Below are 16,090 nucleotides of genomic sequence, written 5' to 3'. Positions count from 1 at the left end.
AGGTGAAGGCTGAACTCCTCACCAGGGGAGGCTCCGCCACGACCGTCCCGCGACCCAGAGGGGGTGGCATGTCCGCAGACCAGGGCAGCTCGAAGGTGCTCACGCTCACGAAGAGCGAGTCAGCGCCCGCCGACGCCGTGCCCGGCTCCATCGACGAGATGGCAGCCGTCGACACCGCACCGGCCCCGGCCCTTACGGCCGCTGACATCCCGGCCCCTCCGGCCTCGGATGCCATCGACACCCGCACCCTGTCCCGCTCCCTTTTCCTGCGGCTCGCCGCACTCGACGACAACAGCCCCGAGCGCGCGTACGTCCGGGACACCCTCATCGAACTCAACCTCCCGCTGGTGCGGTACGCGGCGGCCCGCTTCCGCTCGCGCAACGAGCCGATGGAGGACATCGTCCAGGTCGGCACCATCGGCCTGATCAAGGCGATCGACCGCTTCGACTGCGAACGGGGCGTGGAGTTCCCGACGTTCGCGATGCCGACGGTCGTCGGTGAGATCAAGCGGTTCTTCCGCGACACCTCGTGGTCGGTGCGGGTCCCGCGCCGGCTGCAGGAGCTGCGTCTGGCCCTCACCAAGGCCAGCGACGAACTCTCCCAGAAACTGGACCGCTCCCCGACCGTCCCCGAACTCGCCGCCGTGCTCGGCGTCTCCGAGGAGGACGTGGTCGACGGCCTCGCGGTCGGCAACGCCTACACGGCCTCCTCGCTGGACTCCCCGACCCCCGAGGACGACGGCGGCGAGGGCTCTCTCGCGGACCGGCTCGGCTACGAGGACACCGCCCTGGAGGGCGTCGAGTACCGCGAGTCCCTCAAGCCCCTGCTGGCCAAACTCCCGCCCCGCGAGCGGCAGATCATCATGCTCCGCTTCTTCGCCAACATGACCCAGTCGCAGATCGGCGAGGAGGTCGGCATCTCGCAGATGCACGTCTCCCGGCTGCTGACGCGGACGCTGGCGCAGCTGCGGGAGGGGCTCATCTCCGACTGAACCCTTCCTTCCTGACGGAGTGTCAGCCACACTGGCGCGATGCTTCGGACGACATGGACACGTGGCCGTCGAGGCGCCGTGATCGGCGCGTCGGCGGCCGTCGTCTGCCTGGGCGCCGCGCTGGCCGCGTGCGGGGGCGGCGGGGCCGAGGGATATGTCGCTACCGGCCCGGTGGGCGGCGCGCCCCAGCCGTCCGGTACGGCTGTGACTCCGACGGGCGGGGTGACGTTCGTACCGCTGGACGGACCGCGGAAGGACAGCGGGGCCGCCCCTGTGGCCGAGGGCAACTCCGGGACCGGGAGCGGGACTTCGACCGGCGCCCCGGCAGCGGCGCCCGACCAGGACGTCGGCTCGCCGGGCGGCGGCGCCAAGTCCGGTCGTACGACGACGGCTCCGGCGTCGCCGACGGCAACTCCCAGCCGTACGGCACCCGCTGGGCCCGCCGTTCTCACCTGGGGCGACCCGGCCCGGAAAGCCACGGACAAGCGCTGGTGCGAAGACGTCACGCTGGACTTCGCCAACTCCGGCGGCAGCGCGGTGCGTTCCGGCAGTGTGACCTTCGGGACGCACATCATCGGGGCGCTCGGCATCGACTGGGGGACGGTCGAGTCGACCGTCGGGCTTCCGGTGCCGATCGGTGCCGGAGCGCGCAAGGAGAAGACCTGGACGGTGTGCGTCGACGCCTGGCGCGTGCCGCTCGGCATGCACATCGAGACGCGGGACGTCACCGTCCAGTGGAAGTAGCGGCAGACCCTACTTGAGTGCCAGCCAGGCGACGGCCGCCACGACCGCCACGGCCACGACGATGCCGACGATCAGGCCGACACGCGGTCCGGCCGGCGCGGGCGCCTGCTGCTGACGGCGGCCCTGCGGGCCCTCGTCGACGAACGCGCGGAACATCTGGGTGCTGCCTGCGGGGTCGTGGTTGCCCTGGGGGCCCTGGGGGTTAGCCATAGCCCGAGACCCTAGCGAATCGCCGGTTGTGGCCCAAGTGGGGGGCGGGTCACTGCCGTAACCGCCCTCACCTGCATATTTACGTTCGCAATACTTGCCTTTGCCAAGTTTTTATCAGGAATCCGGGTCATTTTGTTTGCCTGCAGCAACCAACGACTTCTATGGTTGCCCTAAGCAACGAATGCGGGAGGTGTGATGGCCGAGCGGGTGCAGTACGAGGAGCTGCTGAGGCAGTTCAGCGCCTTCGGCGCGGTCAAGCGGGAGCTGGGGCGGATCATGCCGTCCGACTGCTCCAGCGGCAGCGCCGCCGTGCTGATCCTGCTCGGACGCCACGGCGACATGCGCATGAGCAGGCTCGCCGAGCTGCTGGCCGTGGACATGTCGGTCACCAGCCGCCATGCCGCGCACCTCGCCGAGCGCGGCTGGATCGACCGGTCCCCCGACCCGGCGGACAAGCGGTCCCGGATCCTGCACCTCACGCCCACGGGCCTGGCGCAGCTGGAGGCGCTGTCCCAGCGGACCACCCAGCTGCTGGCCGAGCGGCTCGCCGACTGGAGCGACGAGGAGGTCGCCCAGCTCAGCAGGCTCATGGAACGCCTGCGGGCCAGTTTCGACGACTGCCGCGCCCTGCCGCCCCGGCTCCCGCCCCCCGCACTCGAACTCGAACCGACCACCCGTACACCCGCAAGCACTTAAGAGAAGGAAGCCCATGGCAACGACCACACCAGCCGGTGTGCGGGCTCATGCCAAGCACGGGGGAGGCTCCGCCGAGTACGCCCCGATGACGCACCGGCAGATCATGGAGGCCATCTCCGGTCTGCTGCTCGGCATGTTCGTGGCGATCCTGTCGTCCACGATCGTCACCAACGCCCTGCCGCACATCATCAGCGACCTCGGCGGCGGCCAGTCCGCCTACACCTGGGTCGTCACCGCCGCCCTGCTGTCGATGACCGCGGCCACTCCCCTGTGGGGCAAGCTCGCCGACCTGTACAGCAAGAAGGCTCTCGTCCAGATAGCCCTGGTCATCTACGTCCTGGGGTCCGCGGCCGCGGGCCTGTCCCAGAACGCCGGCATGCTGATCGCCTGCCGTGTCGTCCAGGGCATCGGCGTCGGCGGTCTGTCCGCCCTCGCCCAGATCGTCATGGCCGCGATGATCTCCCCGCGCGAGCGCGGCCGTTACTCCGGCTACCTCGGCGCGACCTTCGCCGTCGCGACCGTCGGCGGCCCGCTGCTCGGCGGCGTCATCACCGACACCAGCTGGCTCGGCTGGCGCTGGTGCTTCTACGTCGGTGTCCCCTTCGCCGTCCTCGCGCTGATCGTGCTGCAGAAGACGCTGCACCTGCCGGTCGTGAAGCGGGACGTGAAGGTCGACTGGGCAGGCGCCTTCTTCATCGCCGCGGCGGTCTCGCTGCTGCTGGTCTGGGTCACCTTCGCCGGTGATAAGTACGACTGGCTGTCCTGGCAGACGTACACGATGGTCGGCGGTTCGATCGTCCTCGGTCTGGTCTTCGTGCTCGTCGAGTCCAAGGCGAGCGAGCCGATCATCCCGCTGCGCCTGTTCCGCAACCGCACCATCACCCTGGCGTCGCTGGCCTCGCTGTTCGTCGGTGTCGCGATGTTCACCGGCACGGTCTTCTTCAGCCAGTACTTCCAGCTGGCGCGGGACAAGTCCCCGACCATGTCGGGCGTCATGACGATCCCGATGATCGGCGGTCTGTTCGTGTCGTCGACCGTCTCCGGGCAGTTCATCACCCGCACAGGACGCTGGAAGGCGTGGCTGGTCAGCGGTGGTGTGCTGGTGACGGCGGGCCTCGGTCTGCTCGGCACCATCCGCTACGACACGGCGTACTGGAAGATGTCGATCTTCATGGCGCTGCTGGGTCTCGGCATCGGCATGATGATGCAGAACCTGGTTCTGTGCACCCAGAACCAGGTCGACGCGAGCGACCTCGGCTCCGCCAGCTCCACGGTCACCTTCTTCCGCTCCCTCGGCGGTGCGGTCGGCGTGTCCGCGCTGGGCGCGGTGATGTCCCACCGGATCACGCACTACGTCAAGGAGGGCATCGCCGCCCTCGACCCGCAGTACCGGGCGGCGCTGGCCGGTTCCGGCTCCTCCACCGACAGCATCCCGGACCTGAGCAAGCTCCCGGCGCCGCTGCGCACCCTCATGCAGAGCGCCTTCGGCCACGCCATCGCCGATGTCTTCCTGATCGCCGGTGCCCTCGCGGCCGTCGCGTTCCTGATCACCCTGTTCATCAAGGAGGTCCCGCTGAAGACCAAGGGCGCGCTGGCGCAGGCCGCCGCCGCGGACCGGACGCCGGCCGAGTCGGGGGCTGCTCCGGCCGCCGTCGAGGCCCCGGCCGCGGCTTCGGCTCCGGTCGCCGAGAAGGTCCCGAGCTGGGCCGTGTCCTCCGACACGGAGACCGCCGTCGACGGCACGCAGCGGCTGGCCGCGGTGGCGACCATCGCCCGGCCCGAGGAGTCCGCCGGTTCCGGCGGGATCCCGGTGCGCGGCTTCGTCCGCGGCAATGAGAGCGCGCCCGTGCCGCAGGCCGCCGTCACGCTGATCTCGCTGGCGGGACGGCAGCTGGGCCGGTCCGTCGCGCAGGCCGACGGCTCCTACGCCGTCGAGGCACCGAGCGTGGGCAGTTACGTCCTGATCGCCGCCGCCGACGGGTTCCAGCCGCAGGCCTCCACGGTCGTGGTGAACGGTGAGCCGCTCTCGTACGACATCCTGCTCAGCGGCACCAGCGGGCTGAGCGGTGTGGTGCGGGCCGCCGAGACCACACTGCCCGTCAAGGACGCGATGGTCATCGTGACCGATGTCCGCGGGGAGCTGCTGGCCACCGCCGCCACCGGTGAGCAGGGCGAGTTCTCCCTCACGGAGCTGGTGCCCGGGACCGTGACCGTCGCGGTGAACGCCGCCGGGTACCGGCCGCGCGCCCTGCCCGTCGAGGTGGGCGGCACCGGCGTCACCCGTATCGAGATCGACCTCGACTCGGGCGCCCAGCTCCAGGGCGTCGTCCGCGCCCCGCACGGTCCGCTGGCCGACGCCCGGGTCACCCTGGTCGACGCGGCGGGCAACGTGGTGGGAACGGCCACCACCGGCACGGACGGGGCCTACGCCTTCACCGACCTCAACAGCGGCGACTACACGGTCATCGCGACGGGCTACCCGCCGGTCGCGACCGCCCTGACGGTGAACGGCCGCGGAGTCGACGACCACGACATCGAACTGGCCCATCCGGCGCAGTAGGGCCCGCGTTCGATACCCCGGCCCGTGGCGGACGGCGTGCGCGCTCTGAGCGGAGGTGCGCGCCCGGCGCCACGGGCCGGTCTCTTTACGACCAGCTTTACGAGCAGTTGCACTGCAGGGAGAAACAGGGAGTCAAGATGGGCCTGACCGCGAAGATCCGTACACGGGACGGATGGGCCGTGTCGCACGCGGTCGTCACGGTGACCGACATGACCGGCACACAGGTGCTGCGCGCGGAGGCGGACGCCGACGGGGCCGTACGGGACGCCACCGAGCTCGCCCCGGGCGCGTACACCGTCATCGTCACGGCCGTCGGGTATGCGCCCGTGGCCTCCAGCGCACTCGTCACGGCGAGCGGACGGGCCGAGCTGGGCGCGGTGACGCTGGCCCGGCAGGGCGGCACGGAGCTGCCGCCGCCCGGGCCGTGGACCATCGACCCGGCGCACTCCTCGGTGGGCGCGGTCGCCCAGCACCTGGGGATCTCCAGCGTGCACGGGCGGTTCACCCAGTTCGCCGGGCGCGTCGAGATCGCCCCGGACGAGGTGGAGAAGTCGCGGGTGGAGGCGGTGATCCGCGCCGCTTCGATCGACACGGGCAACGGCATGCGCGACGACCATCTGCGCTCGCCGGACTTCCTGGACGTCGAGAAGCACCCGGAGATCACCTATCGGTCCACCGGTCTCACGGCCGCGGGCGCGGACCGCTGGACCGTGCACGGCGAGCTGACCCTGCACGGAGTCGTACGGCCGGTGGACCTGGACCTGGCCTACCTGGGCACGGGCGCGGACCCGTGGGGCGGGACGCGCGCCGCGTTCCGGGCGACGACGGAACTGCGCCGCGAGGACTTCGCCATGAACTACAACCAGGTGCTCCAGGCGGGTATCGCCGCGATCGGCACGACGCTGAAGGTGGAACTGGACATCCAGACGGTGCAGGGGGAGTCGCTGCCGCAGGCGTAGGCACGGCAGGAGCAGGCTTGTCGGGCCGCACGGGCCTAGGCTGACGCCATGGCACCGAACATCGCGACCAACACCCGTGTCTCCCTCGACGAACTGCTGGACTTCGTACGCCCCCGCCATCGCGCCATCCTGCTCACCCGCAGGGCCGACGGCAGCCCGCAGGCCTCGCCGCTGACCTGCGGGGTCGACGACTCGGGGCGGATCGTCGTCTCCACCTACCCCGAGCGGGCCAAGACCCGCAACGCCAAGCGGGACGAACGTGTCAGCCTCCTGGTGCTGAGCGACGACTGGAACGGCCCGTGGGTCCAGGTGGACGGAACGGCGGAGGTCATCGACTCACCGGAGTCCGTGGAACCACTGGTGGAGTACTACCGCAACATCGCCGGTGAGCACCCGGACTGGGACGAATACCGGGAGGCGATGGTCAAGCAGGGCAAGTCGATCATCCGGGTGACCCCGGAGAAGTGGGGCCCGGTGGCGACCGGCGGCTTCCCGGCCCGGCTGGCGTCCGGGGACCAGTAACCGCCGCCCCGAGCCACTCGACGGACGGCGGCCGGTCCCGCCCGACCGGTGTCCGCGGAGGCCGGTCCGGCTCGGCCGGCTTCCGGAGAGTGGTGCGTCAGCCTCGGGCCACCATCGCCTCGATGCCCGCCACCAGCAGGTCCAGGGCGAAGTCGAAGTCCCGTTCCCACATCTCGTGCACGGTGTCGCCGCCGCGGGCCGCCATGATGTCCTCGGACTCCTTGACGACCTCGGAGGCCTGCGGGTCCTGCGTCACGGCGCTCATGGCGTGCTTGAAGTACTCGTCCGCGGTCATGCCGAAGTCGGCGCTGCGGGCGTTGAAGTGCCCCTCGATCGTGCCGAAGCCGTACACGAACTGGAAGACGGAGGAGATGGCCGCCGCCAGGCCGTGCGTGGGCAGTCCGGTGCGGCGGATGACGCGCTGCACGACCCGGGCGAAGGCCAGGTTGTTCGGGCCGATGTTGAGGAAGGTACCGGCCAGCGGCGACAGCCACGGATGGCGGACCAGCAGCGAGCGGTACTCCCTGGCCAGCGCGCGCAGCTGGTCGCGCCAGTCCTCGTCGGCATCCGCCTCCGGCAGGGCGATCTCGCCGAAGGCCGCGTCCAGGGCGAGTTCGAGGAGGTCGTCCTTGGTGTCCACGTACCAGTAGACGGACATCGCGGTGACGTTCAGCTCGGCCGCCAGCCGGCGCATGGAGAACTTGGCCAGCCCCTCCGCGTCGAGCAGACGAACGGTCGCCTCGGTGATCCGGTCCCGGTCGAGCCCCGACGGCTGCCCGCCCCGACCGCCCCGGCGGACCTTGCCCTCCAGCCACACACTGGTCCGCGCCGCCCGCTCGGCTGCCCTCACCATTGGCGCACCTTCCTAGACTTACGTTCGCTGATCACGATGCTAGGTGGCAGCCGCCCCGAAGGGGCGCGGGGCTGTGCCGATATGCGGCTCCCCCGCGTGAGCGCGAGAAGCCACGACCAGCCCGCAGCCGCCCGGCAATCGCTGCACCCGAACTCCTGGGCGACCACCACCCCCGAGTGTGCCCGCTCAGCCCTGCGCAGCAACGCCGCGGCCGACATCCCACCCGTCAGCACAGCCACAGCCCCGAGAAGTTCAGCGCGACGACCGTCAGCGCGAGCGGCGCCGTCCGCGGACCGGTCTCCAAGGGGCCGTAACCCGGCACGAGTTGCGGATGCCTGGTGAGCTGGAACAGCGGCCCGCCCCTGCCCATGCCGGCCCGCGCGGCGACCAACTGGCCTGCACTGCCCGCCAGTCAGGCGGTCAGCGAACCGGCCCCGAACAGGACCGGCCCGCGATCAGCATCTTCTTGCGGCAACTCCCCTCTCCGTCAGCCGCTCGTCTTCTGCGTCAGGTCGTAGAAGGTCGACGAGCCGACCGTCACCTTCTTGAAGTTCTTCTCGACCCACGACGTGATCTGCGAGGACGTACCGCTGCTGCTGGCGCCCATGCGACCGGCGCCCGTTCCGGACGAGATGAAGTAGTGGATCCTGCCGTCCGCCACGTACTTCTTGAACTGCGCGAGGGTCGGGGACGGGTCGGTGCCGTTGAAGCCGCCGATGGCCATCACCGGGTCGCCGGTGGAGAGCTGGTAGCTCGCCGCGTTCTGCGCGCCGATGGCCGCCGCGACCCAGGTGTACGTGGACGAGTTCGCCTCCAGCAGCTTCTTGGCCTGGGAGGAGACGCTCGCGCCGTTCAGCAGGCCGCCGACGCCACCGCCGCCCATGCCGCCGCCCGTCCGGCCGCCGGGCATACCGCCCTGTTGGTTCTGCCGGCCCGGCATGGCGCCGCCGAAGCCGCCCCGCATGCCGCCGCCGGGGCCGCCCCGGCCGCCGCCCATCATGCTCGCGCCGGCCGGGCCGGCCGTGACGATGGAGCCGGTGTGCGCGCTGTTCACGGTGGACAAGGTGTACGCGGTCGGTCCGGCCAGCGAGGCCAGGATGCCCACGGCCGCCGCCCCGAGGGCGAGTTGCCGGTTGATCCGGCCCGCGAAGATCAGGCCGAGCGCGGCGAGCAGGCCGCCGACCAGGACCAGGTACTTCAGCCAGGGCAGATAGTCCGAGGTGCGGTTGAGGAGTATGTAGCCCCAGGCGGCGCTCGCCACGACCGCGCCCGCGAGGGTGAGGGACGCCCAGTTCTCGCGCCGCCTCTCCCACAGGAGCGCGGAGCCCATGCCGACCACGGCGGCGAGGTAGGGCGCGAGGGCCACCGTGTAGTACTGGTGGAAGATGCCCGCCATGTAGCTGAAGACGACCATGGTCAGCAGCAGGGACCCGCCCCAGACCAGGAACGCACCGCGGGTCACGGAGGTCCGCCGGTACGTGCGCGTGGCCACCAGACCCGCGACGAAGAGGATCAGCGCGGCCGGCAGCAGCCAGGAGATCTGGCTGCCGACCTCGGAGTTGAACATCCGGTTCCAGCCGGTCGCCCCCCACATGCCGGTGCCGCCGCCTCCCCCACCGCCGCCGACGCTGCCGGTCTCGTTGCCGCTCAGGCGCCCGAAGCCGTTGTAGCCGAAGGTCAGCGAAAGGAAGCTGTTGTCCTGCGAGCCCCCGATGTACGGGCGGGAGGAGGTGGGCCACAGCTCGACGATCGCGACCCACCAGCCGCCGGCCACCACCAGCGCGGCCGTCGCCGCGGCCAGCTGCCCGAGGCGCTTCCTGAGCGACACCGGCGCGCAGACCGCGTAGACGATCGCGAGCGCCGGAAGGATCAGGAAGGCCTGCAGTGTCTTGCCGAGGAACGCGAATCCGATCGCGACACCCGCCCACACCAGCCACTTCGTACGGCCGTCCTCCAGCGCCCGGACCACGAAGCAGCAGGCGACCGACATCAGCAGCGCCAGCATGGCGTCCGGGTTGTTGAACCGGAACATCAGCGCCGCGACGGGAGTGAGCGCCAGCACCGCGCCCGCGATCAGTCCGGCCGCGGGGCTGAACCGGCGGCGCACGGACGCGTAGACGACGGCGACGGTCGCGAGGCCCATCAGGACCTCGGGGACAAGGATCGCCCAGGAGTTGAGGCCGAAGATCCGGACCGACAGCTCCATCGGCCACAGGGAGGCCGGGGGCTTGTCGACGGTGATGGCGTTGCCCGCGTCCAGCGAGCCGAAGAAGAACGCCTTCCAGGACTTGCTGCCGGCCTGGACGGCCGCCGAGTAGAAGGAGTTGGCGTAGCCCGAGGCGCTCAGGTTGTAGAGGTAGAGCAGGCCGGTTGCGAGCAGCAGGCCGAGGAAGGCCGGGCGTACCCAGCGGGGGTCCTCGGGGCGGCCACGCCAGAGTCTGCGGACGAAGGGCTGCTCGGGTTCACCGGCCCCGGGAGCCGGGGCGGGCGCCGGAGCGACGGGCTCCGGCACGTCCGTGGTCGCCGTCGGTGGCGGTCCCCACGCGGAGGGACCCGGCTGGGTCGTCCGGTCGTAGTGCGTGGTCATCGTCAGCCCCTCGGATCGGTGTCGGTCGGGCGCACCCGCTGCGGATGCACGGTGGCGTCCTCCCAGCGCTGGTCCGCGACTTCACCGGCGCGGAGCTGGGGGGCCGTGGTGTACGTCGGCGAGGACGGGCCGTGCTCCGGCGTGTGCGAGGCCACCACGGTGGCCCGTCCGTTGTCGCCCTTGTCGGGGAAGACCCACGCGCGGAAGAGCAGGAAGCGCAGCACGGTCGCCGCGAGGTTGGCGGCGATGAGGACCGCCAGCTCGGTGGAGTGCCCGGGGTCGGACGTCGCCGCGCTCAGGGCGGCGAGCGAACCGCTGGTCAGGGCGAGCCCGATACCGAAGACGACCAGGCCCTGCGCCTGATGCCGGACCGCGCCGCCGCTGCCCCGCACTCCGAAGGTGAGGCGCCGGTTGGCCGCCGTATTGGCGACCGCAGAGACCAGCAACGCCAGGGCGTTGGCGACCTGCGAGCCGCCGAACTGGCGGAAGAGGCTGTAGAGGACGAGATAGAAGAGGGTCGAAAGACCGCCGACGACACAGAACCCGACCAGCTGTCGGGCCAGCCCCTTCGGCACGTCCTGGATGTCGCGGTCGCGCGGGTCGTCGCCGAACGGCCGGGTGATCCGGTCCAGCGGCAGCGACCCGGTCGCCAGGGCCTTGCCCACCCGCCACACGCCCTTGAGGTCCTCGGTCGCCGTCTTCACGATGTGGACGGTGGAGTCGGGGTCGTCGACCCAGTCGACGGGCACCTCGTGGATACGGAGTCCCGCGCGCTCGGCGATGACCAGCATCTCGGTGTCGAAGAACCAGCCGGTGTCCTCGACCAGCGGCAGCAGCTCCTGCGCGACATCACGCCGGATCGCCTTGAAGCCGCACTGCGCGTCGGAGAAGCGGGCCTGCAGCGAGCCGCGCAGGATCAGGTTGTACGCCCGGCTGATGAACTCCCGCTTGGGACCGCGCACCACGCGGGAGGAGCGGGCCAGCCGGGAGCCGATCGCCAGGTCCGAGTGACCGGAGATCAGCGGCGCCACCAGGGGCAGCAGGGCGTTGAGGTCGGTGGAGAGGTCCACGTCCATGTAGGCGAGGATCGGCGCCCCGGAGGCGGACCACACGGTCCGCAGGGCGCGACCGCGGCCCTTCTGCTCCAGTCGGAAGGTGGAGACCTCGGGGATCTCCGTCGCCAGCCGCGCCGCCACCAGCGGGGTGGTGTCGGTCGACGCGTTGTCCGCGATCGTGATCCGGAACGCGTACGGGAACGTGCGCTTGAGGTGGTCGTGCAGTCTCAGCACACACGGCTGGAGGTCCTTCTCCTCGTTGTAGACGGGGATCACTACGTCCAGGACAGGCGTACCGGCGTCGCCGGCCGGGAGGTGCTCCCGCGCCGGCAGGGTGCCGGGAGAAGAGTCGGTTCGCATGGGACCGACTCTGGTCAAGTGCCCTGTTGCACCCGTGTGTTGGCACTGTGGTCTGCCTGTGAGTGCGATTGCCAGTTCGTTTCGGGGGCCGGGCGGGGCACCACCGGGGCAAGCGCCGGCAGATGCACGGTGAACACCGTGCGTCCGGGAACGCTGTCCACGGTCACGGCGCCGCCGTGCGCGGTCGCGACGGCCTGCACGATCGCCAGACCGAGGCCGGTCGAACCGGAGGCACGGGAGCGCGAGGAGTCACCGCGGGCGAACCGCTCGAAGACATGCGGCAGCAGCTCCGCCGGAATCCCCTGCCCGTTGTCCTCGACGTCCACGCACATCCACGGCCCGCGGCGCTGCACGCGTGCCGTGACCGTCGTACCGGGCGGGGTGTGTTTGCGGGCGTTGCCGAGCAGGTTGACCAGCACCTGCTGGATGCGTGCGGCGTCCGCGGACACGAGGGCGGGCTCATCCGGCAGGTCGAGCCGCCAGTTGTGGTCCATTCCGGCCGCACGGGAGTCGCTGACCGTGTCGACGACCAGCGGGATGAGGTCGGTCTGCTCGAACTGCAGCGGCCGTCCGGCGTCCAGCCGGGCGAGCAGCAGCAGGTCTTCCACGAGCAGCGTCATCCGGCCCGCCTCGGACTCGATACGGCCCAGGGCGTGCCGGGTGTCGGGCCCGACCTGCTCTCTGCCGCGTCTGGTCAGCTCGGCGTACCCGCGGATGGAGGCCAGGGGAGTGCGCAGCTCGTGACTGGCGTCCGCGACGAACTGCCGCACCCGCATCTCACTCTGCTGCCGCGAGTGCAGCGCGCCGTGGACATGGTCCAGCATCCGGTTCAGCGCGGCCCCGACCTGCCCGACCTCGGTGTGCGGATCGGTCTCGGACTCCGGGACACGCTCGGAGAGGTTCACCTCGCCGGTGTGGAGGGGGAGTTCGGAGACCCGGGTGGCGGTTGCCGCGACCCTGCGCAGCGGGCGGGTGGCTACGCCGACCAGGACGTAACCGGCGATGACGGCGGCACCGAGGCCTGCGGCGGTGACGCTGACCTCGACGAGGATCAGTGTGTCGATGTTCCCGTCGGTCTCCTTGGTGGGGAAGCCGACGTAATAGCCACCCACGTACTCGGCCCGGTACGTGCCCAGTCCCGGAAGGTCCACGGTGTGCGGGTGGCCGTCCCGGGGGACCCGACCGAGTGCGGTCATCTGGGCTCCGGTGAGGTCCTTGGCGTTCATCTCGAAGTCGGAGTCGGACTTCTCACCGACCTTGCCGCCGGTGACGGAGCCCTTGACGACGGTGGCCGCGACCGTGCCGCTGGGCTGGCCGGGACCGTGGATGACGAACTCTCCGGGACTGATCGTCTTGCGGTTCTGGCTCGGTCGGTCGCCCTGGCCGAGCTTGCCGCCGTCATTGCCCGGGCCAGGAGGCGCGAAGGCACCCGCCGCGCGCCTGGTGGCCTCGTCCAACTGCCTGTCCAACTGGCCGTACAGATGCGAGCGCAGCGCCAGCGTCGTCACCGTACCGATCACCGCGCACACCGTGGCGATCAGCACCACGGACGCGACGACGAGCCGCGCCCGCAGGGTGCGCGGCTGTCCCGCTCGTCGCATCTGCGTACGCGGTCGTCGCCGTCCGCTCATGACGCGGCAGGCTTGATCAGGTAACCGGCTCCCCGCCGGGTGTGGATCATCGGCTCACGGCCGGCGTCGATCTTTCGCCGCAGATACGAGATGTAGAGCTCGACCACATTGGCCTGCCCACCGAAGTCGTACGACCACACCCGGTCGAGTATCTGCGCCTTGCTCAGCACGCGCCGCGGGTTGCGCATCAGGAAGCGCAGCAGCTCGAACTCGGTGGCGGTGAGGTGGATGCCCTCCCCGGCCCGGCTGACCTCGTGACTGTCCTCGTCCAACGTCAGATCACCCACGACGAGCACGGAGTCCGACCGCCGGTCGGCCGCACCGGAACGCCGGATCAGCCCCCGCAGCCGTGCCACGACCTCTTCCAGGCTGAACGGCTTGGTGACGTAGTCGTCGCCCCCGGCGGTGAGACCCGCGATCCGGTCCTCGACCGCGTCCTTCGCGGTGAGGAACAGCACCGGCACGTCCGGCAGCTCACGGCGCAACCGCCCGAGCACGGTGAGCCCGTCCATGTCCGGCAGCATCATGTCGAGAACCACGGCGTCGGGCCGGAACTCCCGCGCGGTCTGGATGGCACCCGTGCCATCCCCCGCACTCCGGATCTGCCATCCCTCATAACGAAGGGCCATGGACAGCAGCTCGGTGATCGACATCTCGTCGTCCACCACAAGCACCCGGACGGGGCTCCCGTCCGGCCTCAGCAGTTCGGTGCGCCCCTGGGGCGAGGTCGTGGTCATGGTGAACACACTGTCGGGATCCTCTGAGAGCACCCTTGCGGCAACCTGTGATTTCCCTGAGAAACGCACAGGCACCTCTCAGGCACCACCTGGGCGCAACGCCCGCCTTCGGAAGGAGGGTTGAGGTGTGCAGACACTCCGGGGTGCGGCCGGCGAAGTGCGCAGCGCCGAACTCCCTGATCAGTGCGACCCGTTCCGCTTCCTCCCGCCGGTACGTGATGGGCCATTCGACGCCGCCGGTCAGCGGCCCCAGTGAGTCGAAGTAGCCCCGGACGAGTCCACGAATCCGTGTCCCGGCAGATGTGGCGGGACGATTCCGCGGGGGTCACACGATTGGCTGCGCCTGAGATGAAACCTGCCCCAGGAGTACGCAGAGTGGTGGACAAGAAGGCAACACACCAAACACGCCTGGAGAGATCCATGTCACGAATACTCGCGATCAGCGCCGTCCTTGGCTTCGCTCTCGCAACCGCGTCTGCCTCGGCCGGATCCGCGATGGCCGCACCGTCAGCCCTTCACACCGCCACAAAGGCCACAACGGTCCACTCCAGCCCGATCGCCTATCGGCACGGCGGAGATGATGGCGACTGCGACGGCGTCGGCAACCAGTGTGCATGACACCTATCCCCGCGTGAGATAGGGGCAGGCAGAGGAGGAGGGCTTTATGCCTGTCATTTCCTCCTCTGCCTCCCTAATGCGCAACACTCACTCTATAAATATGCCGCCACCCAGAGGATAGCCGGGTTTGCCAATTCATTGTTCAACTTGCTTATCTTGCTTACCTTGCTTATTGAAACGTTGATTGCTGCTCGTGGCCGGTGGCCTTCGAATGAGCCTCATGCAACGACCCCGCGGCCGGTCCGGCTCGGCGGGACACGGATGACCGAGCCGAGCACCAACGCGCGGGCCGCGCCGCTCCGGTGCCGTTTGCGCCTGTCTCAGCCTGGCGGGACGTGGGGTCTGGACAGCCTGACCGGCAACTCAGAACAAACCGTCCTGCGCGCTGGGTCCGCGCTTGAACTCCTTGATCGGAAGGGTGAGTTCGCCCTCTCCCACAGGTCCCTCGACAGGAAGCAACTCCCACCCCCGCATCAACCGCGTGTCCAGCACGACGACGCCACGCCCAACCACCAGATGCAAATCCGGCCCGGCCGCCGCAACCAACCGCCCGCTCACCGCCCCGCCCGCGACCAGCTCGGTCACCTCGCCGACGGCGGCCGGCAGGTCGGCGAGCCCGAACACCTCGGCGTGATCGACCGGTTGGCAGGGCTCACGGGCGAGTGACTCCGGCCAGCCGTCGAGTGCGAGCGCCCGCCCGTGCAACTCCTGGACCTCTGCCGCCCGCTCCGCCTCCGCCACCGGCAACCCGGACCGCACTGCCCGCTTCTCGGCGTACGGAATCCGGTCCGGCACCTGGAGCGCGGCCCGCAGCAACTCCTCGGTGCGCCGCGCCGCCATCAGCGGCCCCAGCCCCAGCCAGCTGAAGCACACCGCACCCTGCTCGAGCAGCCGTGCGGAGCCCCGCTCCTCGGCCGTGATCCCGACCTTGACCATGCCGGGCCCGAACCACGCCAGATACACGTGGTACGGCCTCGGGTCGTCCGCGATCGTGTCGGCGGCCACCGAGTGCGCCCGGTCCAGCCGCGCGCACTCCTCGCACCGCGCCCCCGTACTCCGCCCCGGCACCACCGCCCGCACCGGACACGCATGTCCACGCGCGCCCACACATGTCCGCACACCCCCGTCCGCGACCCCGAAGGCCACCCGTTTCCCCCACGGCAGCGAGCTCGCCCGCCCGCCGTCCCACACCAGCACGGGGCCGTCCCCCGACCACCGCAGTCCCGTGCATTTCCATGACTGTGCCATCGCTGACGAGAGTAAGAGGAGGCACTGACAACGGCCTGGCGCGGCGGGAAGGGGATACCCGCCCCGAGGCAACCTGCCCCAGCTCAGCCCCCGGCTCGGCAGCCGCCGTCCCGACCCGGCGGACCGCCGCCAGGTCGCGTGGTACGGCTCGCAGACCTCGCAGGCGCGGGCCTCCGTGTCCGACAGGGCGGCTACGCGGGTCGGCGGCACCTGCTGGACGAGATCACCCACCCCCGCACCACTCAGACCTTCCACCGCCTGGCGGCCGCGGCTCGAACTCGTCCAGATGTGTCCGCCCATCTGTGTCGGTGTCAGATC

14 protein-coding genes and 1 pseudogene are annotated in these 16,090 nt (G+C 70.4%); 6 read left to right on the top strand and 9 right to left on the bottom strand.

Annotated elements, in window-relative coordinates:
- The first annotated feature begins 68 nt into the window (after window positions 1-68).
- The gene (locus tag ACFY1U_RS18035; RefSeq protein WP_390695069.1) at window positions 69-992 is read left to right on the top strand and encodes an RNA polymerase sigma factor SigF; all 924 of its coding nucleotides are present in this window, start codon (window positions 69-71) and stop codon (window positions 990-992) included.
- Window positions 993-1,031: 39 nt separating this feature from the next.
- Window positions 1,032-1,736: a hypothetical protein gene (locus tag ACFY1U_RS18030; RefSeq protein WP_390695068.1), complete on the top strand. Its 705-nt coding sequence runs from the start codon at window positions 1,032-1,034 to the stop codon at window positions 1,734-1,736.
- A gap of 9 nt (window positions 1,737-1,745) precedes the next feature.
- On the opposite strand, the gene ACFY1U_RS18025 is transcribed toward ACFY1U_RS18030, so the two are convergent.
- The gene (locus ACFY1U_RS18025; RefSeq protein ID WP_390695067.1) at window positions 1,746-1,946 is read right to left on the bottom strand and encodes a hypothetical protein; all 201 of its coding nucleotides are present in this window, start codon (window positions 1,944-1,946) and stop codon (window positions 1,746-1,748) included.
- Between the two features lie 195 nt (window positions 1,947-2,141).
- On the opposite strand from ACFY1U_RS18025, the gene ACFY1U_RS18020 reads away from it, so the two are divergent.
- From ACFY1U_RS18020 to ACFY1U_RS18005, 4 genes are all read left to right on the top strand, one after another.
- Window positions 2,142-2,642 (top strand): MarR family winged helix-turn-helix transcriptional regulator, encoded by a 501-nt coding sequence (locus ACFY1U_RS18020; RefSeq protein ID WP_390695066.1) that lies wholly within the window; start codon window positions 2,142-2,144, stop codon window positions 2,640-2,642.
- A gap of 13 nt (window positions 2,643-2,655) precedes the next feature.
- Window positions 2,656-5,202, top strand: a complete 2,547-nt coding sequence (locus tag ACFY1U_RS18015; RefSeq protein WP_390695065.1) for an MFS transporter — start codon at window positions 2,656-2,658, stop codon at window positions 5,200-5,202.
- A 137-nt stretch (window positions 5,203-5,339) separates the two neighbouring features.
- Window positions 5,340-6,161, top strand: coding sequence for a YceI family protein (locus ACFY1U_RS18010; RefSeq protein ID WP_390695064.1), 822 nt, complete (start codon window positions 5,340-5,342; stop codon window positions 6,159-6,161).
- 48 nt (window positions 6,162-6,209) lie between these two features.
- Entirely contained in the window at window positions 6,210-6,683 is a 474-nt protein-coding gene (locus tag ACFY1U_RS18005; RefSeq protein WP_390695063.1) for a PPOX class F420-dependent oxidoreductase, read from the top strand.
- Window positions 6,684-6,780: 97 nt separating this feature from the next.
- Here the strand turns inward: ACFY1U_RS18005 and ACFY1U_RS18000 are convergent, their stop codons facing one another.
- The 8 genes and pseudogenes from ACFY1U_RS18000 to ACFY1U_RS17965 all read right to left on the bottom strand — a co-directional run bounded on the left by ACFY1U_RS18000 (window position 6,781) and on the right by ACFY1U_RS17965 (window position 15,772).
- The gene (locus ACFY1U_RS18000) at window positions 6,781-7,536 is read right to left on the bottom strand and encodes a TetR/AcrR family transcriptional regulator (RefSeq protein WP_390695062.1); all 756 of its coding nucleotides are present in this window, start codon (window positions 7,534-7,536) and stop codon (window positions 6,781-6,783) included.
- A 226-nt stretch (window positions 7,537-7,762) separates the two neighbouring features.
- Window positions 7,763-7,927, bottom strand: a complete 165-nt coding sequence (locus tag ACFY1U_RS17995) for a hypothetical protein (protein ID WP_390695237.1) — start codon at window positions 7,925-7,927, stop codon at window positions 7,763-7,765.
- Between the two features lie 96 nt (window positions 7,928-8,023).
- Window positions 8,024-10,123, bottom strand: coding sequence for a glycosyltransferase family 39 protein (locus ACFY1U_RS17990; RefSeq protein WP_390695061.1), 2,100 nt, complete (start codon window positions 10,121-10,123; stop codon window positions 8,024-8,026).
- 2 nt (window positions 10,124-10,125) lie between these two features.
- Window positions 10,126-11,538: a glycosyltransferase gene (locus tag ACFY1U_RS17985; protein ID WP_390695060.1), complete on the bottom strand. Its 1,413-nt coding sequence runs from the start codon at window positions 11,536-11,538 to the stop codon at window positions 10,126-10,128.
- Window positions 11,539-11,552: 14 nt separating this feature from the next.
- Window positions 11,553-13,169, bottom strand: a complete 1,617-nt coding sequence (locus tag ACFY1U_RS17980) for an ATP-binding protein (protein WP_390695059.1) — start codon at window positions 13,167-13,169, stop codon at window positions 11,553-11,555.
- Complete coding sequence (locus tag ACFY1U_RS17975; protein ID WP_311736776.1) at window positions 13,166-13,906, bottom strand: response regulator transcription factor; 741 nt, start codon at window positions 13,904-13,906, stop codon at window positions 13,166-13,168. Before ACFY1U_RS17975 ends, ACFY1U_RS17980 begins: the two co-directional genes overlap by 4 nt.
- Before the next feature lie 97 nt (window positions 13,907-14,003).
- Window positions 14,004-14,195 (bottom strand): annotated as a pseudogene (locus ACFY1U_RS17970) (amidohydrolase); the annotation flags it as partial.
- Window positions 14,196-14,887: 692 nt separating this feature from the next.
- The gene (locus ACFY1U_RS17965; protein WP_390695058.1) at window positions 14,888-15,772 is read right to left on the bottom strand and encodes a DUF2797 domain-containing protein; all 885 of its coding nucleotides are present in this window, start codon (window positions 15,770-15,772) and stop codon (window positions 14,888-14,890) included.
- Window positions 15,773-16,090 lie beyond the last annotated feature (318 nt).

Origin of the sequence: Streptomyces sp. NPDC001351 (assembly GCF_042896045.1) — a bacterium.
GTDB lineage: Bacteria > Actinomycetota > Actinomycetes > Streptomycetales > Streptomycetaceae > Streptomyces.
This window is presented reverse-complemented; position numbering and strand designations above follow the sequence as displayed.

Excerpts from the sequence above, each read along its gene's own strand:
- ACFY1U_RS17980 (WP_390695059.1), bottom strand. The coding sequence starts at position 13,169 with ATGAGCGGACGGCGACGACCGCGTACGCAGATGCGACGAGCGGGACAG.
- ACFY1U_RS18000 (WP_390695062.1), bottom strand. The coding sequence starts at position 7,536 with ATGGTGAGGGCAGCCGAGCGGGCGGCGCGGACCAGTGTGTGGCTGGAG.
- ACFY1U_RS17975 (WP_311736776.1), bottom strand. The coding sequence starts at position 13,906 with ATGACCACGACCTCGCCCCAGGGGCGCACCGAACTGCTGAGGCCGGAC.
- ACFY1U_RS18005 (WP_390695063.1), top strand. The coding sequence starts at position 6,210 with ATGGCACCGAACATCGCGACCAACACCCGTGTCTCCCTCGACGAACTG.
- ACFY1U_RS18025 (WP_390695067.1), bottom strand. The coding sequence starts at position 1,946 with ATGGCTAACCCCCAGGGCCCCCAGGGCAACCACGACCCCGCAGGCAGC.
- ACFY1U_RS18010 (WP_390695064.1), top strand. The coding sequence starts at position 5,340 with ATGGGCCTGACCGCGAAGATCCGTACACGGGACGGATGGGCCGTGTCG.
- ACFY1U_RS18030 (WP_390695068.1), top strand. The coding sequence starts at position 1,032 with ATGCTTCGGACGACATGGACACGTGGCCGTCGAGGCGCCGTGATCGGC.
- ACFY1U_RS18015 (WP_390695065.1), top strand. The coding sequence starts at position 2,656 with ATGGCAACGACCACACCAGCCGGTGTGCGGGCTCATGCCAAGCACGGG.
- ACFY1U_RS17985 (WP_390695060.1), bottom strand. The coding sequence starts at position 11,538 with ATGCGAACCGACTCTTCTCCCGGCACCCTGCCGGCGCGGGAGCACCTC.
- ACFY1U_RS18020 (WP_390695066.1), top strand. The coding sequence starts at position 2,142 with ATGGCCGAGCGGGTGCAGTACGAGGAGCTGCTGAGGCAGTTCAGCGCC.
- ACFY1U_RS18035 (WP_390695069.1), top strand. The coding sequence starts at position 69 with ATGTCCGCAGACCAGGGCAGCTCGAAGGTGCTCACGCTCACGAAGAGC.
- ACFY1U_RS17990 (WP_390695061.1), bottom strand. The coding sequence starts at position 10,123 with ATGACCACGCACTACGACCGGACGACCCAGCCGGGTCCCTCCGCGTGG.
- ACFY1U_RS17965 (WP_390695058.1), bottom strand. The coding sequence starts at position 15,772 with ATGGCACAGTCATGGAAATGCACGGGACTGCGGTGGTCGGGGGACGGC.